This window comes from Pseudomonas sp. UBA6753 (assembly GCF_002453565.1).
GTDB lineage: Bacteria > Pseudomonadota > Gammaproteobacteria > Pseudomonadales > Pseudomonadaceae > Aquipseudomonas > Aquipseudomonas putida_Z.
Genome location: NZ_DKHD01000023.1, coordinates 120,859 through 143,877, shown reverse-complemented (window position 1 = coordinate 143,877; position 23,019 = coordinate 120,859). Strand labels below are relative to the sequence as shown.

Below are 23,019 nucleotides of genomic sequence, written 5' to 3'. Positions count from 1 at the left end.
CGACAGCCTACCCCAGTCCCCTACCTGCGCAAAGACGACTATCCTCAAAGGTCAGAACCATCCGCCAACCCCCGACAGAGGTGAAGAAATGCCAGTTCCGCATGATCTGCTCGCTGACCTGCACGTTACCGCTGATGCATTCCAGGCGCTCATGGACAAGGACCAGACGCTGCACTCACTGCACAAGGAATACAACGCCAAAGACAAAGAGGTGGTCGCCGCCGAAGGCAACGGCACCAACGACGAAGCCGTCAACCGCCTGCGCAAGGAACGGTTGCTGATCAAGGACAAGATCGAACGGATCATTCATCCGCCCAAATCCTGACAGGAATTCATTGAATCCACCGGCCTCTTCGCGGGTGAGCCCGCTCCCACAGGTACAGCGCCAGACCTGAAGGCAGCGGAGTTCCTGTGGGAGCGGGTTTACCCGCGAAGAGGCCAGCAGCCTTCACATACCAGCCGCAGCCTTCAACGCCCCATCCAGGTCCTCGACCAGGTCGCGGTAATCCTCGATCCCCACCGACAACCGCAGCAGGTTCTCGCTGATCCCCATGACGCCCTTCTGCTCCGGACTCAGCGAGCAGTGCGACATGCTCCAGGAGTGGTTGATCATGCTTTCCACCCCGCCCAGCGAGTCGGCCAGCACGAAGATCTGCAGCGCCTCCACCAGGCGGTTGAGCGCGGCGCGGTCGCCCTTGACCTTCATCGCCACCACCGCCCCGCCACTGCGCATCTGCCGTTTGCACAGCTCATGCTGCGGGTGGCTCTCCAGCCCCGGGTAATACACCTGCTCGATCTGCGCGTGGCTTTCGAGGAAGCGCGCCACCTGCAGGGCATTGGCACACTGGCGCTCCATGCGCACATCCAGGGTCTTCAGACCGCGCAGGGCCAGGTAGCAGTCGAACGGCCCCTGCACCGCGCCAATCGCCATGCTGATGCGGCGCAGGCGCGCCAACAGCGCATCATTGGCAGCTACCACCACGCCACCGGTGAGGTCGGAGTGGCCGCCGATGTACTTGCTGGCCGAGTGCATCACCAGGTCCACGCCCAGGGTGATCGGGCGCTGGTTCCACGGCGAGCAGAAGGTGTTGTCGATGCAAGTGAGGATGCCCCGCGCCTTGGCCAGGTCGCACACCGCCTTGATGTCGACCAGGTGCAGCAACGGGTTGGTCGGCGATTCGATCCAGATCAGCTGGGTTTCCGGCTTGATGGCGGCGGCCACCGCCTCAAGGTCGTTGAGGTCGACGTAGGTGGTGGTCAGGCCCGAGGTGCGGCTGCGGTAGTCTTCCATGATGCGGAAGGTGCCGCCGTACACGCCGTTCATAACCACCACGTGGGCATCCTTGGGCAGCAGCTCCAGCACGGTGGCGGTGGCGTTCACACCCGAGGCGCAGGCGACCGCGCCAACGCCCTCTTCCAAGGCGGCGACACAGGTTTCATAGGCATGCCGGGTGGGGTTGCCGACGCGGCTGTAGGAGTATTCCGGCTTGTCGTCCAGGCTGCGCTTGGTGAACGAGCTGGCGGTGACGATCGCCGGGAAAATAGCGTTATCGGCGACGCTGAACTGCTCACCGGCGTGAATGGTACGGGTGGCGAAATTGCGCGGCTTGTCGGACATGGTCAGGCCCATTGGCAGAGTGAAAGCTGCAACTATCGCACAACCCAAATCTTCTGGCCTTGGGGTAATCTGTGAAATATTTTTCTCCACGGCCCACGCGCGATATGGATAGCTTCGACCAGCACATTCTCACCCTGCTTCAGCGCGACGCCTCGATCTCGCTCAAGGACCTGGCCGAGGCCGTAAACCTGTCTACCACGCCGTGCTGGAAGCGGGTCAAGCGCCTGGAGGAAGACGGCTACATTGTCGGCCGTGTCGCCCTGCTCGACCCGGAACGGCTGGGGTTGGGGCTGACGGTGTTCGTCCAGCTCAAGACCCAGCGCCACGACAGCGCCTGGCTGGAGCAGTTTGCCGCGACCGTGACCGGGTTCGAGGAAGTGATGGAGTTCTACCGCATGTCGGGGGACTGGGATTACATGCTGCGGGTGGTGGTGGGGGATATTGCGGCGTATGACCGGTTTTACAAAAAGCTGATCACCAGTACTGACGGGCTGTCGAACATCACTTCCAGTTTTGCCATGGAGCAGATGAAGTACACCACGGCCTACCCGGTGCATCGTTCCTGATCGGTGCTGGATTCTTCGCGGGCTTGCCCGCTCCCACAGGAGTACCACAGGTGCTGAAAACTGTGGGGTCCCTGTGGGAGCGGGCAAGCCCGCGAAGAGGCCAGCACAGGCAACCGATCAATCCGCGGCCAGCACCGCCGCAATCCGGTTCCCGGCCTTGGCTTTCTCGACCTTGATCGCCACGAACTTCGAGGTCGGGGTATAGGTCCCCTCGCCATAGCTTTCCAGCGGCACCAGCGGGTTGGTCTCCGGGTAATAGGCCGCCGCCTGCCCCTCGGGCACGTCATACGCCACCAGGCGGAAGCCTGACACGCGCCGCTCCACGCCATCCTCCCACAGCGACACCAGGTCCACATGCTCGCCCGGCTCGAAGCCCATCCGGCGGATGTCCACCTCGTTGACGAACACCACTTCACGCAGGCCGAACACCCCGCGATAACGGTCATCCAGGCCATACAGGGTGGTGTTGTACTGGTCGTGCGAGCGCAGGGTCTGCAGGATCAGGTCGGGCTTGTCACCGCGCGCCAGCACCTTGGCATTCACCAGTTGCTCCGGCAGCTGGTGCGGGCTGAAGCGCGCCTTGCCTGTGGCCGTGCGCCAGGTACGGTCGGCGGCATTGTTGCCCAGGTGGAAGCCGCCGGGGTGCTGCAGGCGCTCGTTGAAATCGGTAAAGCCGGGGATCACATCGGCAATCATGCTGCGGATACGGCCATAGTCGGCAACTGCGTATTCCCAGTCGATCGGCTGCTTGCCCAGGGTCGCCTGGGCCATGCCGGCGATGATCCATGGCTCCGAGCGCAGGTGCGGCGAGCGCGGGCGCAGCTGGCCGTGGGAGATGTGCACCATGCTGAAGGTGTCCTCCACCGTCACGCCTTGCGGCCCGCTGGCCTGCATGTCGATTTCGGTACGGCCCAGGCACGGCAGGATCAACGCATCGCGGCCGGTGACCAGGTGCGAGCGGTTGAGCTTGGTGGAAATCTGCACGGTCAGCGCGCAATTGCGCATGGCCGCATGGGTGCGCGGCGTATCCGGCGTGGCCTGGGCAAAGTTGCCACCCAGGCCGATGAACACCTTGGCCCGCCCCTCTTCCATGGCCTTGATCGCCAGCACGGCGTTGTGCCCGTGGGCACGCGGCACGCGGAACCGGAAGCGTTTTTCGATGGCATCCAGCAGCGCCGCCCCGGGGTTCTCGTCGATGCCCATGGTGCGGTCGCCCTGCACGTTGCTGTGGCCACGCACCGGTGACAGGCCGGCACCGGGCTTGCCGACGTTACCGCGCAGCAGCTGCAGGTTGACGATTTCCTGAACGGTCGGCACCGAGTGGCGGTGCTGGGTGACGCCCATGGCCCAGCACATGATTACCCGTTCGGCCTTGCGGTACATGCGCGCGGCCAGTTCGATCTCGGCCTGGGTCAGGCCCGATTGCTCGACGATGTGCGCCCAGGGCGTGGCATCCACGGTTTCCAGGTATGCGTCGATGCCACTGGTGTGCTCGGCGATGAAGGCATGGTCGAACACCGCCGGTTCGCCATTGGCCAGGGCTTCGCGTTCCCACTGCAGCAGGTACTTGGCAATGCCGCGCATCACTGCCATGTCGCCGCCCAGGGCCGGGCGGAAGTAGGCCGTGTTGGTTGGTTCGGAGCCATTGCTGAGCATCTCGAACGGGTGCTGCGGGTGCTGGAAGCGCTCCAGGCCGCGCTCCTTGAGCGGGTTGAAGCAGACCACCTGGGCACCACGCTTCACCGCTTCACGCAGCGGCTCGAGCATGCGCGGGTGGTTGGTGCCGGGGTTCTGGCCGATGACGAAGATGGCGTCGGCCAGCTCCAGGTCGTGGAACACCACGGTGCCCTTGCCCACGCCGAGGGTTTCCGACATGCCCACGCCGCTGGCTTCATGGCACATGTTCGAGCAGTCGGGGAAGTTGTTGGTGCCGTAGGCGCGGACGAACAGCTGGTAGAGGAACGCCGCCTCGTTGCTGGCCCGGCCCGAGGTGTAGAACTCGGCCTGGTCGGGCGATTCGAGTGCGCGCAAGTGTTGGGCAACCAGCGCAAAGGCTTCTTCCCAGCTGGTTTCCACATAGTGGTCGGTGGCCGCGTCGTAGCGCATCGGGTGGGTCAGGCGGCCCTGGTACTCCAGCCAGTAGTCGGTCTGCTCGGCCAGCGCACTGACGCTGTACCTGGCGAAGAACGCCGGGTCCACCGAGCGGCCGGTAGCTTCCCAGTTGACTGCCTTGGCGCCGTTCTCGCAGAACTTGACCATGTCGTTTTCCGGCGACTCGCCCCAGGCGCAGCCTGGGCAGTCGAAGCCGCCGTTCTGGTTGGTCTTGAGCATGGCCCGCAGGTTCTTGAAGGCATTGTCGCTGCCCAGCCAGCTCTTGGTCACGCTCTTGAGCGCCCCCCAGCCGGCGGCGGCGCCCTTGTAGTCCCTGATGTGTTGGTCCTGGCTCATGCGATGAATCCTCACGCGTCGATGCTTTTTTTCAGCCTATGGAGCGTGGGGTAGAGCCGTCCAATCGAAAGATCTTACGGGGTGATAGGTGGTATCGATCACGGGCTGGAACCGCGCCGCGGCCTTCGCGGGCGCGCCCGCTCCCACAGGTACAGTGCAGTTCCCGAGAGCAGCGGTAACCCTGTGGGAGCGGGCATGCCCGCGAATTGGGCGACGCGGTCAACACTTTGAAATACGTGGCCTGCAGCCATGATAGAGGCCATCGATCAATCGGTCGGACAAAGCAATTTGACGGCCCTGCGCCCAAGTTATAGCTTGAATCGAGTCCCTACCCATTCGAGCGCGAACGTGGAACAGAACAGCCGGGCCCTGATCGACGGCTTCAACCGGAAAATCGACTACCTGCGGATGTCGGTCACCGACCGCTGCGACTTCCGTTGCGTGTACTGCATGGCCGAAGACATGCAGTTCCTGCCGCGCCAGCAAATCCTCAGCCTCGAGGAACTGTTCCAGGTGGCCGAGCGCTTCGTCGCCCTCGGCACCCGCAAGATCCGCCTGACCGGCGGCGAGCCGCTGGTGCGCCAGGGCATCGTCGACCTGTGCGGGCGCATCGCCGCCCTACCCGGCCTGCGCGAATTGTGCCTGACCAGCAACGGCTCGCAACTCGGGCGCCTGGCCCAGCCGCTGTTCGACGCCGGGGTCACGCGCCTGAACATCAGCCTCGACAGCCTGGACGCCGAGCGCTTCAAGCAACTGACCCGCACCGGCGACCTGCACCAGGTCATCGCCGGCATCGACGCCGCCCGCCAGGCCGGCTTCAAGCGCACCAAGCTCAACTGCGTGGTCCTCAAGGGCCGCAACGATCATGAACTGGTCGACCTGGTACGCTTTGCCATCGACCGCGAGCTGGACATCACCTTCATCGAAGAAATGCCCTTGGGCGTGATCAGCGAACATGAACGCGGCGAGTCGTTCTGCTCCAGCGATGAAGTACGTGCGCTGCTGGCCGAGCAGTTCACCCTGGTCGAATCGACCGAGTCGTCCCAGGGCCCGGCCCGCTACTGGCGCCTGGCCGAAGCCGCCAACACTCGGGTCGGCTTCATTTCGCCACACAGCCACAACTTCTGCGCCACCTGCAACCGCGTACGCCTCACCGTCGAAGGCCGCCTGCTGCTGTGCCTGGGCAATGAACACTCGGTAGACCTGAAGCAGGTGCTGCGCGCCCACCCCGGCAACCCTGAACGCCTGGAAAAGGCCATTCGTGACTCGCTGCACCTCAAGCCCTACCGCCATCATTTCGAAGTCGGTGGCGACGTGCAGATCCTGCGCTTCATGAACATGACCGGCGGCTAGGCAGCCGTCTCTGGATTTCCATGATCGTCCACCCCACCCCCGATGTGCTGCGTGTGCTGTTCACCCTCAAGGGTTCGATCGTCAAACGCATTGCCCTGCGCTGCCTGACGGTCACCCTGCTGGCCGCGCTGATCGTGTTGGTCGAGCGGCATTTCCCGGCGTTTTTCTACCCGGTCAGCGCCACCCCGTTTACCTTGCTGGGCCTGTCGCTGTCGATTTTCATGAGTTTTCGCAACAACGCCTGCTATGACCGCTGGTGGGAGGGGCGCAAGGCCTGGGGCAAGCTGATCATCGAAACCCGTTCGTTCGTGCGCGAAAGCCTGGTGATTACCGACGAAACCCTGCGTGCCGAACTGTTGCGCAGCCTGTGCGGCTTTGCCCATGCGCTGAATGCACGGCTGCGCAGCGAGGACGAACTGGCCGCCGCCCGGCCCTGGCTGGCCCGGCCCGAAGCGATCAGCCCGCACAACGTGTGCGACGCCATCCTGCGCGAAATCGGCGGGCACTGCTCGCGGCTGGCAACACAGCAGCAGATCAGTGACTGGCGCTACAGCCTGCTGGAGCAGCGGCTGGTGGGCCTGACCGAAGTGCAGGCCACCTGCGAGCGGATCAAGGGCACACCGTTGCCGTTCCCCTACACGCTGTTGCTGCACCGCACCATCTACATCTTCTGCCTGCTGCTGCCGTTTGCCCTGGCCGAGCCGCTGGGCTGGCTGGCGCCGCTGTTCACCACCATCGTGGGGTACACATTCTTCGGGCTGGACGCGATTGGCAACGAACTGGAAGACCCATTCGGGCGCGATGAGAACGACCTGCCGACCGATGCCATGGTGCGGACCGTGGAGCGCGATGTGCTGGCGGGGTTGGGGGAACAACAGCTACCGCCGGCGTTGTTGCCGGTGGACCATGTATTGAGCTGAGCGATTGTTGTTGCCTGTCCTGGCCTCTTCGCGGGCTTGCCCGCTCCCACAGGGACCTGTGGAGTACCTGTGGGAGCGGGCAAGCCCGCGAAGAGGCCGGTACAGGCGAAAACTCAGCCCCGGCTTGCACAGGCCTCGATCGGCTTCAGGTGCTTGACGAAGTTGCACGGCCGGTGCCGCGCATCCAGCTGCTCCGCCAGGATGCCCTCCCACGCCGTACGGCAGGCCCCGGTGGAGCCCGGCAGGCAGCACACCAACGTGCGGTTGGACAGCCCGGCCAGCGCCCGGCTCTGCACGGTCGAGGTGCCGATATCGAGAATCGACAGGGCCCGGAACAGTTCGCCAAAGCCATCGATGCGCTTGTCCAGCAGGCACTCGACCGCTTCCGGCGTGCTGTCACGCCCGGTAAAACCGGTACCGCCGGTGATCAACACCACCTGCACCTGCTCGTCGGCAATCCAGGTGGCGACCTGGGCGCGGATCTTGTAAAGGTCGTCCTTGAGCAACGCCCGCGCCACCAGGCGGTGGCCGATCTCCACCGAGCGGCTGGCCAGCAGCTCACCGGAGGTGTCGTTGTCGTAGGTACGGGTGTCGCTGACAGTCAGCACGGCGATGTTGAGCGGTACGAAGACCGCGTCGGGTTGGACGCGCACGGTGGGGCTCCTCGAGTGGCAGTGCCGCCACGCTAGTGGCATGGCCCGGGGGCGTCCAATCGATATGGCGTACCGACTGATCAATGACATCTATCGCAGACGTGGGTTAAGGTCTGCATAACCCGATACCAGGCACTTCCATGGACATCAAGCAGCTCAAATTCCTCATCGCGCTCGACCAGACACGCCACTTCGGCCAGGCGGCGGCGCTATGCCATATCACCCAGCCGACGCTGTCCATGCGCCTGCGCAACCTGGAAGACGAACTGGACCTGGTGCTGGTCAAGCGCGGCCAGCGCTTCGAAGGCTTCACCGAGGCCGGCGAGCGCATCCTGGCCTGGGCCCGTACGCTGCTCGCCGCCCACGACGGCCTGCAGGCCGAGGCCGCCAGCTGCCGCGGCCAGGTGGTCGGCAGCCTGCGCCTTGGCACGGTGCCGCTGGCCAGCTTCAACCCCATGCACCTGCTGCTGCCGCTGCGTGAAAAATACCCCGAGCTGCACTTCCAGATCAGCTCGCTCAGCTCGGAACAGGTCATCGACGGGCTCAGCCGCAACCAGCTCGACCTGGGCATCTGCTACCTGGACCAGGTCAACACCAGCTTCTTCGAAGTGATCGAACTTGGCACCACCACCATGGGCCTGCTGCACGATACCCGGCACTTCAAGTTCACCAGCGACACCCTGCGCTGGGACGAGCTGGGCGACATTCCGCTGGGCCTGCTGAGCAAGGGCATGCACTACCGCCAGTCGCTGGACCTGAGTTTCCGCAGCCGTGGCCTGGAGCCGAATGCAGTACTGGAAAGCGACTCGAGCTTCCAGCTGATCCAGGCCATCAACACCGGCATGTGCTGCGCGGTCATGCCGCTGGGCTGCGGCCTGGAAGACCTGAGCGAGCACCTGCGCATCCTGCCGGTGGCCGACGCCGCCATCCACAGCCCGGTCGGCCTGCTGCTGCGCCGCAGCGAGCCGCGTTCGGCAATTGCCGAGCAGTGCTTCGATGAGGCGCGGGCGCTGTTTCAGGCCAACTGAACGCTGGTTGCCTGGCGGTACTGGCGCGGGGTGAAGCCGGTCAGTTGCTTGAACTGGCGGCTGAAGGCGCTGTGGTCGGTATAGCCGCAGCACATCGCCACTTCAGTGATCGGCAGTTCCGAATGCAGCAAACGGTGGGCGTGCTCCAGGCGTGCCTTGTGGATCATCTGCCGTGGCGTGAGGTGGAACACCCGCTTGCAGTAGCGCTCCAGCTGGGCCACGGAAATGCCAGCGATACGGGTCAGCTCGCCCATGCTGATCGGCTGGTGGAAATGCCGACGGATATGCTCGTCCACCGCTGCCAGGCGCTGGTAGGCGGGATGGCTGTCGGCGGCTGATTGCAAGTCGACCGAGATGCCGACCAGGCCAATGATCTCGCAGGCACGGTTGTACAGCGGGCGCTTGTGGGTAAGGCACCAGCCAGGCTCTCGGCTGCCGTATAGGTGCAGCTCCAGCTGGTCTTCCAGCACCAGGCCCTCCTTGAGAACGCGACGGTCCTGCTCGGTGTAGCCGGGGCCCAGCTGTGCCGGGAACACTTCGGCGCTGGTCTTGCCCAGCAGCGGTTGCAGGCGCTTGAGGCCACAGCGCTGGACCAGGGTGTTGTTGGCCAGCACATAGCGGGCGGCCGGGTCCTTGATGAAGATCGCGGCGTTGGGGATGGCGTCGAGGATCGGCAGCAGCAGGGACACACCGGCGAGCAGGGCCTCGAGGTTGGCGGGGCGGTGTTGGTCGAGGGACTGGTACAGGGTTGCCAGGGGGGTGTCGGTCATCTGTCGGTTCTCTGTTGGCTGTGCCGGCCCTTTCGCGGGCACGCCCGCTCCCACAGGTCCCCCACAAATTTTGAATCCTGTGCTGTACCTGTGGGAGCGGGCGCGCCCGCGAAGAGGCCAACGATACCCACATACCTCTACAGCCCTTGCTCGGTATGGCTTACAGCCTATCCACCACCTTGCCATCCCGCCATTTCTTTTTTGCAACTGTGCCGATTTCGTCATCCCCCCTGCAGAAAACCATCAAGAACCGCCGCCCCGATCGGTCCACTCTATGCCCCACGCAAGCCGCCCCAAGTCCTACAAGAGCGCGGCCCAAAAAGCCGCATCTCGTGACATCAGACCTGCCTATCCAATAACCAACAAAAAGGCGAACCCATGTCAGGCAAATTCAAAAAACAGTTGTCATTGCTGGACCTCACCTTCATCGGCCTAGGCGCCATCTTCGGCTCCGGCTGGCTGTTCGCCGCCAGCCACGTCTCGGCCATCGCCGGCCCGGCCGGCATCCTGTCCTGGTTCCTTGGCGGCTTCGCCGTACTGTTGCTGGGCATCGTCTATTGCGAACTGGGCGCCGCCCTGCCACGTGCCGGGGGCGTGGTGCGCTACCCGGTGTACTCCCACGGCCCGCTGCTGGGCTACTTGATGGGCTTCATCACCCTGATCGCCTTTTCCAGCCTGATCGCCATCGAAGTGGTCGCTTCGCGCCAATACGCCGCCGCCTGGTTCCCCGGGCTGACCAAGGCCGGCTCCAGCGACCCGACGGTACTCGGCTGGCTGGTGCAGTTCGCCCTGTTGGGGCTGTTCTTCTTCCTCAACTACCGCAGCGTGAAAACCTTCGCCAAGGCCAACAACCTGGTCAGCGTGTTCAAGTTCATCGTGCCGCTGCTGGTGATCGGCGTGCTGTTCACCTTCTTCAAGCCGGAAAACTTCGAGGTCCAGGGCTTTGCCCCGTTCGGTCTGTCCGGCGTTGAAATGGCGGTATCGGCCGGTGGCATCATCTTCGCCTACCTGGGCCTGACGCCAATCATTTCGGTGGCCAGCGAGGTGAAGAACCCGCAACGCACCATCCCCATCGCGCTGATCCTCTCGGTACTGCTGTCCACCGCGATCTACGCCCTGCTGCAACTGGCCTTCCTCGGCAGCGTGCCGACCGAAATGCTGAGCAACGGCTGGGCCGCAGTGACCAAGGAACTGGCCCTGCCCTACCGCGACATCGCCCTGGCCCTGGGTGTGGGCTGGCTGGCCTATCTGGTGGTGGCCGACGCGGTGATCTCGCCCAGCGGCTGCGGCAACATCTACATGAACGCCACCCCGCGCGTGGTCTATGGCTGGGCGCAGACCGGCACCTTCTTCAAGTACTTCACCCGTATCGACGCCGAGTCCGGCATCCCGCGCCCGGCGCTGTGGCTGACCTTTGGCCTGTCGGTGTTCTGGACCCTGCCGTTCCCGTCCTGGGAAGCGCTGATCAACGTGGTTTCCGCCGCCCTGGTACTGAGCTACGCCGTGGCCCCGGTCACCGTCGCCGCCCTGCGCCGCAACACCCCCGACATGCCGCGCCCGTTCCGGGTCAAGGGCATGGGCGTGCTCGGCCCGCTGTCGTTCATCATCGCCGCGCTGATCGTGTACTGGTCGGGCTGGAAAACCGTGTCGTGGCTGCTGGCCCTGCAGATCGTGATGTTCGTGCTGTACCTGCTGTGCGGCCGCTTCGTGCCGACCCAGCACCTGTCGCTGGCCCAGCAAGTGCGCTCATCGGCGTGGCTGATCGGCTTCTACGCGGTGACCATCCTGCTGTCGTGGCTGGGCAGCTTCGGCGGCATGGGAGTACTCGGCCACCCGTTCGACACCGTGGTCGTGGCCGCTTGTGCGCTGGGCATCTACTACTGGGGCGCTGCCACCGGCGTGCCTGCCCACCTGGTGCGCCTGGAAGGTGAGGACGAAAGCGAAGCCAGCCATGAACCTCTGGTAGGCCAGCGTCCGGCTGCACTGGCTCCGTAACGGCTACTGGCCCTATCGCCGGCAAGCCGGCTCCCACAGGGGCCGCGCTGCCCCAGAGGCCGATGCAATACCTGTGGGAGCTGGCTTGCCGGCGATGAGGCCCGCACAAACAGCACAAGACTTGGCTGATCAAAGAATGGACAAGCTCATGAAACAGATTCACGTCATCGACTCGCACACTGGCGGGGAACCGACTCGCCTGGTGATGAAAGGCTTCCCGCAACTGCATGGCCGCAGCATGGCCGAGCAGCGCGACGAGCTGCGCGAGCTGCACGACCAGTGGCGCCGCGCCTGCCTGCTGGAACCACGTGGCAATGATGTGCTGGTCGGTGCGCTGTACTGCCCACCGGTATCGGCCGACGCCACTTGCGGGGTGATCTTCTTCAACAACGCTGGCTACCTGAACATGTGCGGCCACGGCACCATCGGCCTGGTCGCCTCGCTGCAGCACCTGGGCCTGATCGCACCGGGCGTGCACAAGATCGATACCCCGGTCGGCCAGGTCAGCGCCACCCTGCATGAAGACGGCGCCATAACCGTTGGCAACGTGCCGTCCTACCGCTACCGCCAGCAAGTGCTGGTGGACGTGCCCGGCCATGGTCCGGTGCGCGGCGACATCGCCTGGGGTGGCAACTGGTTTTTCCTCGTCTCCGAACACGGCCAGCGCATAGAGCTGGGCAACCGCGAGGCGCTGACCGAGTACACCTGGGCGATGCTCAAGGCCCTCGAAGCCCAGGGCATCACCGGTGAAAACGGTGCCCCCATCGACCACGTCGAACTGTTCGCCGACGACGCCAACGCCAACAGCCGCAACTTCGTGATGTGCCCCGGCAAGGCCTACGACCGCTCGCCCTGCGGCACGGGCACCAGCGCCAAGCTGGCCTGCCTGGCCGCCGACGGCAAGCTCGACGAAGGCCAGACCTGGGTACAGGCCAGTATCACCGGCAGCCAGTTCCAGGGCCGCTACGAGCGCGACGGCGAACGCATTCGCCCGTTCATCACCGGCCGCGCCTACATGACCGCCGACAGCACCCTGCTGATCGACGAACAGGACCCGTTCGCCTGGGGCATCTGACCCCGGCTTTTTCCAAAAAATCGAATATCGCGAGGAGTGACAACAATGACCAACAACATCTTCACCGGCACCATGCCCGCCCTGATGACCCCCTGCACCGCCGAGCGCAAGCCGGACTTCGACGCCCTGGTGCGCAAGGGCCGCGAGCTGATCGAGGCCGGCATGAGCGCCGTGGTGTACTGCGGCTCGATGGGCGACTGGCCGCTGCTGACCGAAGCCGAGCGCCAGGAAGGTGTAGCGCGCCTGGTGGCCGCCGGCATCCCGACCATCGTCGGTACCGGCGCGGTGAACACCCGTGAGGCGGTATCCCACGCCGCTCATGCGGCCAAGGTTGGCGCCGCCGGCCTGATGGTCATCCCCCGCGTGCTCAGCCGCGGCGCCTCGCTGATTGCCCAGAAGCACCACTTCTCGGCCATCCTTGCAGCCGCGCCGAAGCTGCCGGCGGTTATCTACAACAGCCCGTACTACGGCTTCGCCACCCGCGCCGACCTGTTCTTCGAACTGCGCAGCGAGTTCCCCAACCTGATCGGCTTCAAGGAGTTCGGCGGTGGCGCCGACCTGCGCTACGCCGCCGAGCACATCACCTCCAAGGATGACGACGTGACCCTGATGGTCGGCGTCGACACCCAGGTGGTGCATGGATTCGTCAATTGCAACGCCACCGGCGCCATCACCGGCATCGGCAACGCCCTGCCGCGTGAGGTGCTGCACCTGGTGAGCCTGAGCAAACAGGCGGCCAAGGGTGATGCCAAGGCCCGCCGCCTGGCGCGTGAGCTGGAGGCGGCGCTGGCGGTGCTGTCGTCGTTCGATGAAGGCTGCGACCTGGTGCTCTACTACAAGCACCTGATGGTGCTGAACGGTGACAGCGAATACAGCCTGCACTTCAACGAGACCGACGTGCTGACCGACGCCCAGCGCAACTATGCCGAGCAGCAGTACGCGCTGTTCCGCAGCTGGTACGCCAGTTGGTCGGCTGAGCAGAACCTGGCCTAAGCAGCCACTGCTTTCTCTGTGGGAGATTGCCCAGCCCTTGGGGCTGCGCGTTCGCACAGGGAACAATGTTCGAGAGCGTGTCACCTTCCCTTGTGGGAGCGGGCGTGCCCGCGAAGCGGCCAACGCGGTGTATGGCACCGGCTCCGCCGGTGTTCGCGGGCTCGCCCGCTCCCACAGGTTTGGTGCGAGGCTCAGAAAGTGCCCGCTCCCACAGGGTAAGCAGTACACCCTTGCAACTGCATGTAATTTCCAAAGGAGGCTCCATGACCCTCACAGGCAACCTGCTGATCGGCCAGACGCCGGTAACCGGCAGCCGCGACGCCATCCGTGCCATCGACCCGGCCACCGGCCAGGCGCTGGAACCGGCCTACCTCGGCGGCACCGGCGAACATGTGGCCCAGGCCTGCGCCCTGGCCTGGGCGGCGTTCGATGCCTACCGCGAAACCTCGCTCGAGCAACGGGCACAATTCCTCGAAACCATCGCCACGCAGATCGAAGCGCTGGGCGATGCCCTGATCGATCGCGCCGTGGCCGAAAGCGGCCTGCCCAAGGCGCGCATCCAGGGCGAACGTGGCCGCACCTGCACCCAGCTGCGCACCTTCGCCCGTGTGGTGCGGGCCGGCGAATGGCTGGATGTGCGGGTCGACAACGCCCTGCCCGAGCGCCAGCCCCTGCCGCGTGCCGACCTGCGCCAGCGCCAGGTGGCCCTGGGGCCGGTGGCGGTATTCGGCGCCAGCAATTTCCCATTGGCCTTCTCGGTGGCCGGTGGCGACACCGCCTCTGCCCTGGCCGCCGGTTGCCCGGTGGTGGTCAAGGCCCACGGTGCCCACCCGGGCACCAGCGAGCTGGTCGGCCAGGCAGTGGCAAAGGCCGTGAAGCAGTGCGGCTTGCCGGCCGGTGTGTTTTCGCTGTTGTACGGCTCAGGTCGTGAAGTGGGCATTGCGCTGGTCAGCGACCCGCGCATCAAGGCCGTTGGCTTTACCGGCTCGCGCAGCGGCGGCATTGCGCTGTGCCAGGCGGCCCAGGCCCGCCCGGAGCCGATCCCGGTGTACGCCGAAATGAGCTCGATCAACCCGGTGTTCCTGTTCGACACCGCTCTGCAGACCCGCGCCGAGGCACTGGCACAAGGCTTCGTCGCCTCGCTGACCCAGGGCGCCGGCCAGTTCTGCACCAACCCCGGCCTGGTGATTGCCCGCCAGGGGCCGGCGTTGCAGCGTTTCATCGACGCCGCCAGCGAACACGTGCGCCAGGCTACGGCGCAGACCATGCTTACCCCGGGCATCTTCAGTGCCTACCAGGCCGGTGTCGGCGCCCTGGCCGCAAACGCCAATGCCCAGGCCGCCGCCAGTGGCCAGGCCGGGCAAGGCCCCAACCAGTGCCAGGCGCAGCTGTTCGTGACCCAGGCCGAAGCGTTCCTCGCCGACCCGGCGTTGCAGGCCGAAGTCTTCGGTGCGGCGTCGCTGGTGGTGGCCTGCGCCAACGCTGAGCAAGTGCGCCAGGTGGCCGAGCATCTGGAAGGCCAACTGACCGCCACCCTGCAACTGGACGAAGCAGACATCGCCAGCGCCCGCGCCCTGCTGCCAACCCTTGAGCGCAAGGCTGGCCGCATCCTGGTCAATGGCTGGCCGACCGGTGTAGAGGTATGCGACGCGATGGTCCACGGCGGGCCGTTCCCGGCCACCTCCGACGCCCGCACCACTTCGGTGGGCACGGCGGCGATCCTGCGCTTCCTGCGCCCGGTGTGCTACCAGGACTTCCCCGATGCCCTGCTGCCGCAGGCGCTGAAACACGGCAACCCGCTGCAACTGCGGCGCCTGCTCGACGGTAAACGGGAAGGCTGAGCATGGTCGAAACCGCTGAAACCGATATCGCCGTGGTCGGCGCCGGCATTGTCGGCGTCGCCTGTGCCCTGCAACTGGCCCGCCAGGGCCGCCGGGTAACCCTGGTGGACCGCCAGGCACCCGGCCAGGGCGCGTCCTACGGCAACGCCGGGCACCTGGCCACCGAGCAGGTATTCCCGATTGCCGACCTGTCGATTCTCAAACGCCTGCCGCGCATGCTGCTGGACCCGATGGGCCCGCTGCGCCTTGACTGGAAGTACCTGCCCAAGGCCATGCCGTGGTTCACCCGTCTGCTGCTCAACCTGCGCCCGGGCCCGTTTCAGCGCAGCGTGGCCGGCATCCGCACGTTGAACGAAGGCAGCCTGGGTGCCTGGCAGCGGCTGCTGGGTTCGATCGGGCGCAGCGAACTGTTCCAGGAAGATGGCTCGTTGCTGGTGTTCGAGCGGCCGGAGTCGCGCCAGGCCCTGGAGGCCTTGCGCGCACGCATGCAACAGCAGGCGGTGCCGGTGGACTTCTGGTCGGCCGACACCGTGCGCGAGGCGGCGCCGCAACTGAGCCCGTCGTTGCAGGGTGGGCTGTTCTTCCCACGTACCGGGCACTTCATCGACCCTTACCGGGTGGTGTGCGAACTGTTCGAAGCGGCCAAGGCCAGTGGCGTGCGCTTTGTACAGGCGCAGGTCGATGGCGGGCGGCTGCACAGCGGCGGGGTCAGCCTGGCCAGCGACCAGGGCACGCTCGAGGCCCGCCAGGTGCTGATCAGTTGTGGCGCGCATTCTGCGCGGTTGACCGGCGTGCTGACCGGCAAGCAGGTGCCGCTGGACACCGAGCGCGGCTACCACCTGATGTTGCCTGGCGAGCATCAGCGTTTGCCGTTTGCAGTCACATCGCTGGAGCGCAAGTTCATCATGACGCCCATGGCCGAGGGCTTGCGCCTGGCCGGCACGGTGGAATTCGCCGGGCTGGACGCGCCGCCGAGCATGCAGCGGGCGTGGCAGTTGCACCGCTTGAGCAAGGGGTTGTTCCGGAGGGACCTGAGTGTTGAGGGAGCGACGCCGTGGATGGGCTTCCGGCCTTCGTTGCCAGATTCGTTGCCGGTGATCGACCGGGTGTGTGATGGGCGGGTGCTGTTGGCGTTCGGGCATCAGCACCTGGGGTTGACCCAGGCGGCGGTGACTGCGGAATGGGTGGGGCGGTTGGCTGACAGGGAGAGTGGGGCTGATATGGCGGCCTACCGGTTGGATCGGTTCTAGATTCGTGGGGCCGCTGTGCGGCCCATTCGCCGGCAAGCCAGCTCCCACAGGTACCGCATAGACCTCAAGCCCTGTGCCGTACCTGTGGGAGCTGGCTTGCCGGCGATTGGGCTGCAAAGCAGCCCCTTTCATGCCTCAGCGATAACGCTCGAGCCAGTGCGCATACGGTGCCGGCAAGGTCCAGGAGGCTTTCTCCACGCCCAACTCCTTGGCCGCAAAGTAAGCCCAGTGCGGGTCTGCCAGGTGCGCACGCCCTACCGATACCAGGTCCAGCTGGTTGGCCTGCAGCGCCGCTTCCGCCAGTTGCGGCGTACCAAACCCCCACGCCGAGGTCACCGGCAGCTTCGCCTCACGACGCACGCGCTCGGCAATCGGCCCCATGAACGCCGGGCCCCATGGGATCTTGGTGACGGGAATGGTGAAGCCGACACTCACGCTCAGCAGGTCGAGGCCGCCAGCCTTGAAGCGGCGCGCCAGTTCGATCGACTCTTCCAGGGTCTGCTCATCGCGGCCGTCGTATTCCAGCACACCAAAACGCGCGGTCAGGGGCAGATTCTCTGGCCATACCTCACGCACCGCTGCCAGGGTTTCCAGCAGGAAGCGGCTGCGGTTGTCGAAGCTGCCACCGTAGGCGTCGGTACGCTTGTTGGAGTGTTCGGAGAAGAAGCTCTGGCCCAGGTAGCCATGGGCAAAGTGCAGTTCGATCCACTCGAAACCGGCATCGCGCGCACGGCGGGCGGCATCGACGAAGTCCTGCTTGACCCGGGCGATGTCGTCCAGGGTCATCTCGCGCGGCACTTGTGGCAGGTGCGCACCGAAGGCGATGGCGGACGGGGCGATGGTTTCCCAGCCGCGGGCGTCGTCGGCGGCAATGTGGTCGTCACCCTCCCACGGGCGGTTGGCGCTGGCCTTGCGCCCGGCGTGGGCAATCTGAATACCCGGCACGGAACCGGCGGCCTTGATTGCCTGCACCACCGGCACGAAAGCCTGGGCGTGGGCATCGCTCCAGATACCGGCGCAACCGGGGGTGATGCGCCCTTCCGGTGCCACGGCAGTGGCCTCGACCACCAACAGGCCGGCACCGCCACGGGCCAGGCCGGCCAGGTGCACGTGGTGCCAGTCGTTGATCATGCCGTCCTCGGCCATGTACTGGCACATCGGCGGAATGGCAATGCGGTTGCGCAGGGTGACGTCCTTGAGGGTATAGGGTTCGAACAAAGCGGACATGAGCAAGCTCCCGGGCTGTCTGATTACGATAGTTCGATCATAATCGAACTATGGCAATTAATGATAGCCCCGTTATCATGACGACCATGCGAGCCTATCAACATCCCAATTCTGAAGACCTTACCCTGGAACGCCTGCTCTATGCCCTGAGCGACCCGGTGCGCCTGGGTATCGTGCGCCACCTGGCGGGCGTGGCCGAAGCCAGCTGCGGCGAGCTGGACGGTGGCCGGCCGAAGTCGAGCATGTCCCACCATTTTCGCGTGCTGCGTGATGCGGGGTTGGTGCATACCCGCAATGTGGGAACCACCCATATGAATTCGTTGCGTAGCGAGATGCTGGGGGAGCGGTTTCCCGGGTTGCTGGACTGCATTCTGCGGCAGAGCTGATTTTCCTGCCCCGGCCCTATCGCCGGCAAGCCAGCTCCCACAGGTACTCCACAGTTCCTGAGACCTGTGGAGTACCTGTGGGAGCTGGCTTGCCGGCGATAAGGCCAGAACAGGCAACATCAGTTCTCTTTCTTGCCCAGGGCAAACCGGCACACCTGCCCTCCCCTGAGCATGCACTCCTCATGGCTGACCTCGGCCCCACCCAAGGCCCCGATCAGCGCCAGGTCCAGCTCGCACACCACCGGGTGCGCCTTGGCCAGGTGATGGAATACGCAATTGTGCGCAACGATCTGCGGCTCGCCCCCCGAGCGGAAGAACACCTGCGCCTCGTACCCGGCATTGTTCATGTGCTCGACGATACGTGCTTCATCCACCACTTGATGCTCCAGGTCCGCCGCCAGCTTGCGCCCCAGCTGGCGCATCAGCGCCAGCAACGCCTCCTGCCCCAGCAAGCCGGCCACTTCCGCAATCAGCAGGTTGGCCAGCAACGGATACTGCCGCGGGAACAGTTCGCGGGCCTGTTCGGTCAGCTCGTGCAACTGCTCCGGGCGGCGCCCGGTGGGCCGGGTAGCGCCACGCTTGACCAGGCCGTCGCGCTCCAGCGCCGCCAGGTGCTGGCGCACCGCCGTGCGGGTGATGGCCAGGGCCTGCGCCAGGTCGTCGATGCTCATGCCGGCCGACTGGAGCAGCAACGCATGGAGCAGGTCCTGTTGGGTACGGCCCAAGCCTTCGAGCATCAGAATTTGTCCGGGAACTGTTTGACCAACGCCGCAGCCAGGGCGTCGGACAGGGTCAGGATATGCTCGCGCATCATCGCCCAGGTGCGCGCCTCGCCCACGTAGTCAGCGGCCGCCAGCTGGTCGATCTGGGCCACGTGGTGCCCGCCGTGGGCGCTGAGCAGCGTCAGCAGGGTCGGCTCGGGCAGGTTCGGGTTGGCCTTGGCCAGGAACGCAGCGATGGCCTTGGCATTGCTGGTCAGCTCATTGACTGCGGCTTGCTGGCCTTTTTTGTCCTTGGCCACGGTGGCGTCGCTGTAGTGCTTGATGGCGCCCCAGTGGCCGGCCAGCAGTTTCAGCAACTGATCGGCGGCGGGCTGGCCGTACAGCGGGGCAATGCTGTTGGCGATCCTGGTAGCGTCGGTAACCACTTCCTTGGCAGCGACTTCAGCCTCCTTGGCGTTGCCGGCCTGGTTGGCGACAGCATAGTTGCGCACCCAGAAGATGTGCTCGACCCAAAGGTCGCGCAGGGCCATGCGCGTGGTCATTGCAGCAGATTCGGCGGGTTTGGCGGCGGGGGAGTCGCTGGAGTAGGAGTAGCTTTGGCTCCATGCCGGCTGGGTACACAGGGCGAGCAGCAGTAAGGCGGCAATCTTGATGTTCATGACGGCACCCTCCTGGAGGGGATCGACTGACAAGATTAATTTAAGCATCAAAATATGTTTTTATTGGGTTCAGCCCAGATTTCAGATCAGTGGTTCTCCTGTACCGGCCTCTTCGCGGGCTTGCCCGCTCCCACAGGTACACCACAGCTTTCGAGAACTGTGATGTACCTGTGGGAGCGGGCGAGCCCGCGAAAGGGCCGGAACAGGCAACAAAAAAGCCACGAGGTCTCCCCCGTGGCTTCTGTCACAACAATGGCCGATTACAGCGCCATGTCATTCTCAGGCTTGCTCTCGACCGGCTGGCTCGGTGCAACCGTGGTGCCGACGCTCTCATCGATCACCGGTGGCTTCTCGAGCTGCAGCACTTCAGCGGTGTAGTTCCACTCTTTCTGGGTGGCCGCCGCCGAGTCGTTCAGCTTGGTGCCGTAGCTCGGCACGATCTGCTTGATCTTGGCCTGCCACTCAGGGGTAGCGACCTTCTCCTTGAACACGGTTTCCAGCACGTTCAGCATGATCGGTGCCGCAGTCGAAGCACCTGGCGATGCACCCAGCAGGCCGGCGATGGTGCGGTCTTCGGAAGCGACCACTTCGGTGCCCAGCTTCAGCACGCCGCCCTTCTCGGCATCACGCTTGATGATCTGCACGCGCTGACCGGCCTGCCACAGGCGCCAGTCTTCCTTCTTGGCGTTCGGGAAGTAGGTGCGCAGGGCTTCGAAACGGTCGTCGTCAGACAGCATCAGCTGGCCAGCGAGGTATTCCACCAGCGGGTACTGATCGATGCCGACCTTGGTCATCGGCCACACGTTGTGGGTGGTGGTGCTGCTCAGCAGGTCCAGGTACGAGCCGTTCTTCAGGAACTTGGTCGAGAAGGTGGCGAATGGGCCGAACAGGATCACGCGCTTGCCATCCAGCACGCGGGTGTCCAGGTGCGGAACCGACATGGGTGGCGCGCCGGTCGAGGCGATGCCGTAGGCCTTGGCCATGTGCTGCATGGCCACGGTCGGGTTCTCGGTCACCAGGAACGAGCCGCCCACCGGGAAGCCTGCGTATTCCTTGGCTTCAGGAATGCCCGACTTCTGCAGCAGCTTCAGTGCGCCGCCACCGGCACCGATGAACAGGAACTTGGCGTCGGTGGCCGATTCGCTACCGTCCTTCAGGTTCTTGTACTCGACGTGCCACGAGCCGTCCTTGTTGCGGGTGATGTCCTGCACTTCGCTGGACAGCTTCAGGTCGAAGTTTTCCTGGGTTTTCAGGTGGCCGACGAACTGGCGGGTGATCTCGCCGAAGTTGACGTCGGTGCCGATTGGCGTCCAGGTCACGGCCAGCTTCTGGTTAGGGTCGCGGCCTTCCATCATCAGCGGGACCCACTTGGCGATCTGCGCGTGGTCCTCGGAGTACTGCATCGGGCGGAACAGCGGGCTGGCCTGCAGCGCGTCGTAACGCTTTTTCAGGAACTTGATGTTGTCATCGCCCCACACGAAGCTCATGTGCGGCGTGGTGTTGATGAACGAATGCGGGTTCTTCAGCACGCCCTGGCGGACCTGCCACGACCAGAACTGGCGGGAGATCTGGAAGGCCTCGTTGATTTCGATGGCCTTGGTGATATTGACGTTGCCGTCCTTGTCTTCCGGGGTGTAGTTCAGCTCGGCCAGCGCGGAGTGGCCGGTACCGGCGTTGTTCCAGCCGTTGGAGCTTTCTTCGGCCACGCCATCCAGGCGCTCGACCATTTCCATCGACCAGCTTGGCTCCAGCTCGTGCAACCACACGGCCAGGGTCGAGCTCATGATGCCGCCGCCGACCAGCAGCACATCTACTTTCTTGGTTTCTGCGGCGTGCGCTTGCATGACGCTTGCAGCGACAGCCAGACCCAGCAAGGTCTTGCCAGCTTTCTTGAACATTGATCGATTCCAGTCAGGAGAACAGGGGGTGGGCCTGTGGCTGGCCCAAGTAAAGCATGTTCTGCAGCGCAGGCTTGTTGTTGATCATTGTTCAGCAGCCAGAGAACCAGAAAACGACTCGGCCTTTTGTCGAATTGACCGACAAGGCTGAATCGTTTTTCCGATTGTAGCTCAAATGCCAGCACAAACAAATTGCCACCCAGAGCGTCAAGGCGACGGGTTGCCTCAGTGGCAGATTGTCACGCGGAAAAACAAAAACCCCCGATCACGTAAAATGACCGGGGGCCTTGGATCACGCCGCAAGCGTCGCGATCAGGGTACCGCCAAGATTACTGCTGCTGAGGCAGTTTATCGATCGGGCCGCAGCCACCGATGATCTTGGAGATGGAAACCGAAGGGTGGAACAGGTAGTCGTAGGTGCAGTTTTTCGGCTGGTTGTAAACCTGGCCAGTGCAACCCGACAGCAGGGCGACACCCGAAACGACAGCAACGGCTACGGTAGCCTTGAACAGCTTTTTCATACTAAGTCCTTTAAATGAATCATCTTCGGCCATCATTCTGATGGCGGCGGGATGATACAGAACCTAGGCATTGGATCCAAGCCGCAAAGTGCACTGGCTGGTTGCACGTGTGCAACAACAAGTTGCCTTTGTAAGAAATTTCTCGCACTTCTGAAAAATCAGAGCTTGCTTCCAATTTCCTGGTAGACGGTTGAAAAGCGGGCCGGTGGCGACGATAGTCTTGAACTCTGCCTACGCACCACCAACAGGAGTTCCCCATGCTCGGCGTCACCGACTACGGCGCGTTCGTCATCGCCTTCATCATCGTCCTGGCCATCCCCGGCCCGGGCAACTTCGCCCTGATCACCGCCACCGGCAAGGGCGGGATCAAGGCCGGCATGGCCGCGACCTGCGGGGTGATCCTGGGTGACCAGGTGCTGCTGTGGCTGGCGGTGGCGGGTGTTGCCACCCTGCTGGCGGCCTACCCTGCCGCCTTCCACGTGGTGCAGTGGGCCGGTGCTGCGTACCTGGCCTACCTGGGCCTGCGCATGCTGCTGAGCAAACCCGGTGGCGCGCCGCGGGCCAGCCGCATGGAAAACGGCCAGTACCTGCGCCAGACCATGATGATCACCCTGCTCAACCCCAAGGCGATCATGTTCTACATGGCGTTCTTCCCGCTGTTCGTCGACCCGGTGAAGCACCAGGGGCTGGTGACCTTCGGCTTCCTCGCGGCGACAGTGGCGGTGGTGACCTTCCTGTACGGGTTGATTGCCGTGGTGCTGACGCACCAGTTGGCCGAGCGCATGCGCGCCAATCCGCGGATTGCCAATATGTTCGAGCGGTTGGCGGGGGCTTGCCTGGTGGGGTTCGGCATCAAACTGGCGGCAATGCGCTGAAGGCCCTGGGGGCGCATTGCGCCCCCAGTCCTACAGCTGAAACTCAGAATTATCCCCTTCCCTGTAGGCCATTTCCCAAACATACTGCCAACCCGCTCAAACTGTTGCGACGGATTGGGTCGCGCTCTAGTCTCGGCTTGTCGTTGCAAAATCAACGACCGGCTTTGACAGGCCGACTACTCAAGTTTCCGTTGCAGCGTTATGGCAGCTGTGCATGGGGC

At 64.4% G+C, this 23,019-nt stretch carries 21 protein-coding genes; 12 read left to right on the top strand and 9 right to left on the bottom strand.

What is annotated here, in order from left to right; translation table 11 throughout:
* Window positions 1-88 precede the first annotated feature (88 nt).
* Entirely contained in the window at window positions 89-325 is a 237-nt protein-coding gene (locus B2790_RS09200; RefSeq protein WP_075046038.1) for a YdcH family protein, read from the top strand.
* 123 nt (window positions 326-448) lie between these two features.
* On the opposite strand, the gene B2790_RS09195 is transcribed toward B2790_RS09200, so the two are convergent.
* On the bottom strand, window positions 449-1,630 hold the full coding sequence (locus tag B2790_RS09195) for a trans-sulfuration enzyme family protein (RefSeq protein WP_085590603.1): 1,182 nt from the start codon (window positions 1,628-1,630) through the stop codon (window positions 449-451).
* Between the two features lie 92 nt (window positions 1,631-1,722).
* Here B2790_RS09195 and B2790_RS09190 point away from each other — a divergent pair, with 92 nt between their 5' ends.
* Complete coding sequence (locus tag B2790_RS09190; RefSeq protein ID WP_039613985.1) at window positions 1,723-2,184, top strand: Lrp/AsnC family transcriptional regulator; 462 nt, start codon at window positions 1,723-1,725, stop codon at window positions 2,182-2,184.
* Window positions 2,185-2,301: 117 nt separating this feature from the next.
* Here the strand turns inward: B2790_RS09190 and B2790_RS09185 are convergent, their stop codons facing one another.
* A complete protein-coding gene (locus B2790_RS09185; protein WP_286918676.1) occupies window positions 2,302-4,632 on the bottom strand; it encodes an FdhF/YdeP family oxidoreductase in 2,331 nt (776 codons plus the stop codon).
* 348 nt (window positions 4,633-4,980) lie between these two features.
* On the opposite strand from B2790_RS09185, the gene moaA reads away from it, so the two are divergent.
* A complete protein-coding gene (gene moaA / locus B2790_RS09180; RefSeq protein WP_075046042.1) occupies window positions 4,981-5,985 on the top strand; it encodes a GTP 3',8-cyclase MoaA in 1,005 nt (334 codons plus the stop codon).
* A 20-nt stretch (window positions 5,986-6,005) separates the two neighbouring features.
* The gene (locus B2790_RS09175; RefSeq protein WP_286918675.1) at window positions 6,006-6,905 is read left to right on the top strand and encodes a bestrophin family protein; all 900 of its coding nucleotides are present in this window, start codon (window positions 6,006-6,008) and stop codon (window positions 6,903-6,905) included.
* Between the two features lie 113 nt (window positions 6,906-7,018).
* On the opposite strand, the gene moaB is transcribed toward B2790_RS09175, so the two are convergent.
* On the bottom strand, window positions 7,019-7,558 hold the full coding sequence (gene moaB / locus B2790_RS09170; protein ID WP_003259533.1) for a molybdenum cofactor biosynthesis protein B: 540 nt from the start codon (window positions 7,556-7,558) through the stop codon (window positions 7,019-7,021).
* Window positions 7,559-7,698: 140 nt separating this feature from the next.
* On the opposite strand from moaB, the gene B2790_RS09165 reads away from it, so the two are divergent.
* Window positions 7,699-8,586 (top strand): LysR family transcriptional regulator, encoded by an 888-nt coding sequence (locus B2790_RS09165; protein WP_085665272.1) that lies wholly within the window; start codon window positions 7,699-7,701, stop codon window positions 8,584-8,586.
* On the opposite strand, the gene B2790_RS09160 is transcribed toward B2790_RS09165, so the two are convergent.
* Window positions 8,574-9,356, bottom strand: coding sequence for an AraC family transcriptional regulator (locus tag B2790_RS09160; protein WP_286918674.1), 783 nt, complete (start codon window positions 9,354-9,356; stop codon window positions 8,574-8,576). The two genes, B2790_RS09165 and B2790_RS09160, sit on opposite strands and share 13 nt — an antisense overlap.
* Before the next feature lie 378 nt (window positions 9,357-9,734).
* On the opposite strand from B2790_RS09160, the gene B2790_RS09155 reads away from it, so the two are divergent.
* The 5 genes from B2790_RS09155 to B2790_RS09135 all read left to right on the top strand — a co-directional run bounded on the left by B2790_RS09155 (window position 9,735) and on the right by B2790_RS09135 (window position 16,510).
* Window positions 9,735-11,351: an APC family permease gene (locus B2790_RS09155; protein WP_286918673.1), complete on the top strand. Its 1,617-nt coding sequence runs from the start codon at window positions 9,735-9,737 to the stop codon at window positions 11,349-11,351.
* 148 nt (window positions 11,352-11,499) lie between these two features.
* Window positions 11,500-12,426 (top strand): 4-hydroxyproline epimerase, encoded by a 927-nt coding sequence (locus B2790_RS09150; protein ID WP_286918672.1) that lies wholly within the window; start codon window positions 11,500-11,502, stop codon window positions 12,424-12,426.
* Window positions 12,427-12,471: 45 nt separating this feature from the next.
* Entirely contained in the window at window positions 12,472-13,419 is a 948-nt protein-coding gene (locus B2790_RS09145; protein WP_013973780.1) for a dihydrodipicolinate synthase family protein, read from the top strand.
* Window positions 13,420-13,682: 263 nt separating this feature from the next.
* Window positions 13,683-15,260, top strand: coding sequence for an aldehyde dehydrogenase (NADP(+)) (locus B2790_RS09140; protein WP_286918671.1), 1,578 nt, complete (start codon window positions 13,683-13,685; stop codon window positions 15,258-15,260).
* Between the two features lie 2 nt (window positions 15,261-15,262).
* Window positions 15,263-16,510 (top strand): NAD(P)/FAD-dependent oxidoreductase, encoded by a 1,248-nt coding sequence (locus tag B2790_RS09135; protein ID WP_286918670.1) that lies wholly within the window; start codon window positions 15,263-15,265, stop codon window positions 16,508-16,510.
* A 135-nt stretch (window positions 16,511-16,645) separates the two neighbouring features.
* Here the strand turns inward: B2790_RS09135 and xenA are convergent, their stop codons facing one another.
* Window positions 16,646-17,737, bottom strand: coding sequence for a xenobiotic reductase XenA (gene xenA, locus B2790_RS09130; RefSeq protein ID WP_286918669.1), 1,092 nt, complete (start codon window positions 17,735-17,737; stop codon window positions 16,646-16,648).
* Window positions 17,738-17,787: 50 nt separating this feature from the next.
* Here xenA and B2790_RS09125 point away from each other — a divergent pair, with 50 nt between their 5' ends.
* Window positions 17,788-18,123: an ArsR/SmtB family transcription factor gene (locus B2790_RS09125; RefSeq protein WP_085590625.1), complete on the top strand. Its 336-nt coding sequence runs from the start codon at window positions 17,788-17,790 to the stop codon at window positions 18,121-18,123.
* Between the two features lie 119 nt (window positions 18,124-18,242).
* On the opposite strand, the gene B2790_RS09120 is transcribed toward B2790_RS09125, so the two are convergent.
* From B2790_RS09120 to B2790_RS09105, 4 genes are all read right to left on the bottom strand, one after another.
* Entirely contained in the window at window positions 18,243-18,860 is a 618-nt protein-coding gene (locus tag B2790_RS09120; protein WP_286918668.1) for a helix-turn-helix transcriptional regulator, read from the bottom strand.
* The gene (locus tag B2790_RS09115) at window positions 18,860-19,504 is read right to left on the bottom strand and encodes a hypothetical protein (protein ID WP_286918667.1); all 645 of its coding nucleotides are present in this window, start codon (window positions 19,502-19,504) and stop codon (window positions 18,860-18,862) included. The genes B2790_RS09120 and B2790_RS09115 overlap by 1 nt, the downstream gene beginning before the upstream one ends.
* A gap of 260 nt (window positions 19,505-19,764) precedes the next feature.
* Window positions 19,765-21,402 (bottom strand): malate dehydrogenase (quinone), encoded by a 1,638-nt coding sequence (mqo, locus tag B2790_RS09110; RefSeq protein WP_075046052.1) that lies wholly within the window; start codon window positions 21,400-21,402, stop codon window positions 19,765-19,767.
* Between the two features lie 329 nt (window positions 21,403-21,731).
* On the bottom strand, window positions 21,732-21,923 hold the full coding sequence (locus B2790_RS09105; RefSeq protein WP_003254720.1) for a YhfL family protein: 192 nt from the start codon (window positions 21,921-21,923) through the stop codon (window positions 21,732-21,734).
* A 257-nt stretch (window positions 21,924-22,180) separates the two neighbouring features.
* Here B2790_RS09105 and B2790_RS09100 point away from each other — a divergent pair, with 257 nt between their 5' ends.
* Window positions 22,181-22,798 (top strand): LysE family transporter, encoded by a 618-nt coding sequence (locus B2790_RS09100; protein WP_286918666.1) that lies wholly within the window; start codon window positions 22,181-22,183, stop codon window positions 22,796-22,798.
* The last annotated feature ends 221 nt before the right edge of the window (window positions 22,799-23,019 follow it).

What these genes read in the sequence shown, in the direction of transcription:
- B2790_RS09200 (WP_075046038.1), top strand. Translation starts at nt 89, where the DNA reads ATGCCAGTTCCGCATGATCTGCTCGCTGACCTGCACGTTACCGCTGAT.
- B2790_RS09195 (WP_085590603.1), bottom strand. Translation starts at nt 1,630, where the DNA reads ATGGGCCTGACCATGTCCGACAAGCCGCGCAATTTCGCCACCCGTACC.
- B2790_RS09190 (WP_039613985.1), top strand. Translation starts at nt 1,723, where the DNA reads ATGGATAGCTTCGACCAGCACATTCTCACCCTGCTTCAGCGCGACGCC.
- B2790_RS09185 (WP_286918676.1), bottom strand. Translation starts at nt 4,632, where the DNA reads ATGAGCCAGGACCAACACATCAGGGACTACAAGGGCGCCGCCGCCGGC.
- B2790_RS09175 (WP_286918675.1), top strand. Translation starts at nt 6,006, where the DNA reads ATGATCGTCCACCCCACCCCCGATGTGCTGCGTGTGCTGTTCACCCTC.
- B2790_RS09165 (WP_085665272.1), top strand. Translation starts at nt 7,699, where the DNA reads ATGGACATCAAGCAGCTCAAATTCCTCATCGCGCTCGACCAGACACGC.
- B2790_RS09160 (WP_286918674.1), bottom strand. Translation starts at nt 9,356, where the DNA reads ATGACCGACACCCCCCTGGCAACCCTGTACCAGTCCCTCGACCAACAC.
- B2790_RS09155 (WP_286918673.1), top strand. Translation starts at nt 9,735, where the DNA reads ATGTCAGGCAAATTCAAAAAACAGTTGTCATTGCTGGACCTCACCTTC.
- B2790_RS09150 (WP_286918672.1), top strand. Translation starts at nt 11,500, where the DNA reads ATGAAACAGATTCACGTCATCGACTCGCACACTGGCGGGGAACCGACT.
- B2790_RS09145 (WP_013973780.1), top strand. Translation starts at nt 12,472, where the DNA reads ATGACCAACAACATCTTCACCGGCACCATGCCCGCCCTGATGACCCCC.
- B2790_RS09140 (WP_286918671.1), top strand. Translation starts at nt 13,683, where the DNA reads ATGACCCTCACAGGCAACCTGCTGATCGGCCAGACGCCGGTAACCGGC.
- B2790_RS09135 (WP_286918670.1), top strand. Translation starts at nt 15,263, where the DNA reads ATGGTCGAAACCGCTGAAACCGATATCGCCGTGGTCGGCGCCGGCATT.
- xenA (WP_286918669.1), bottom strand. Translation starts at nt 17,737, where the DNA reads ATGTCCGCTTTGTTCGAACCCTATACCCTCAAGGACGTCACCCTGCGC.
- B2790_RS09125 (WP_085590625.1), top strand. Translation starts at nt 17,788, where the DNA reads ATGGCAATTAATGATAGCCCCGTTATCATGACGACCATGCGAGCCTAT.
- B2790_RS09120 (WP_286918668.1), bottom strand. Translation starts at nt 18,860, where the DNA reads ATGCTCGAAGGCTTGGGCCGTACCCAACAGGACCTGCTCCATGCGTTG.
- B2790_RS09115 (WP_286918667.1), bottom strand. Translation starts at nt 19,504, where the DNA reads ATGAACATCAAGATTGCCGCCTTACTGCTGCTCGCCCTGTGTACCCAG.
- mqo (WP_075046052.1), bottom strand. Translation starts at nt 21,402, where the DNA reads ATGTTCAAGAAAGCTGGCAAGACCTTGCTGGGTCTGGCTGTCGCTGCA.
- B2790_RS09105 (WP_003254720.1), bottom strand. Translation starts at nt 21,923, where the DNA reads ATGAAAAAGCTGTTCAAGGCTACCGTAGCCGTTGCTGTCGTTTCGGGT.
- B2790_RS09100 (WP_286918666.1), top strand. Translation starts at nt 22,181, where the DNA reads ATGCTCGGCGTCACCGACTACGGCGCGTTCGTCATCGCCTTCATCATC.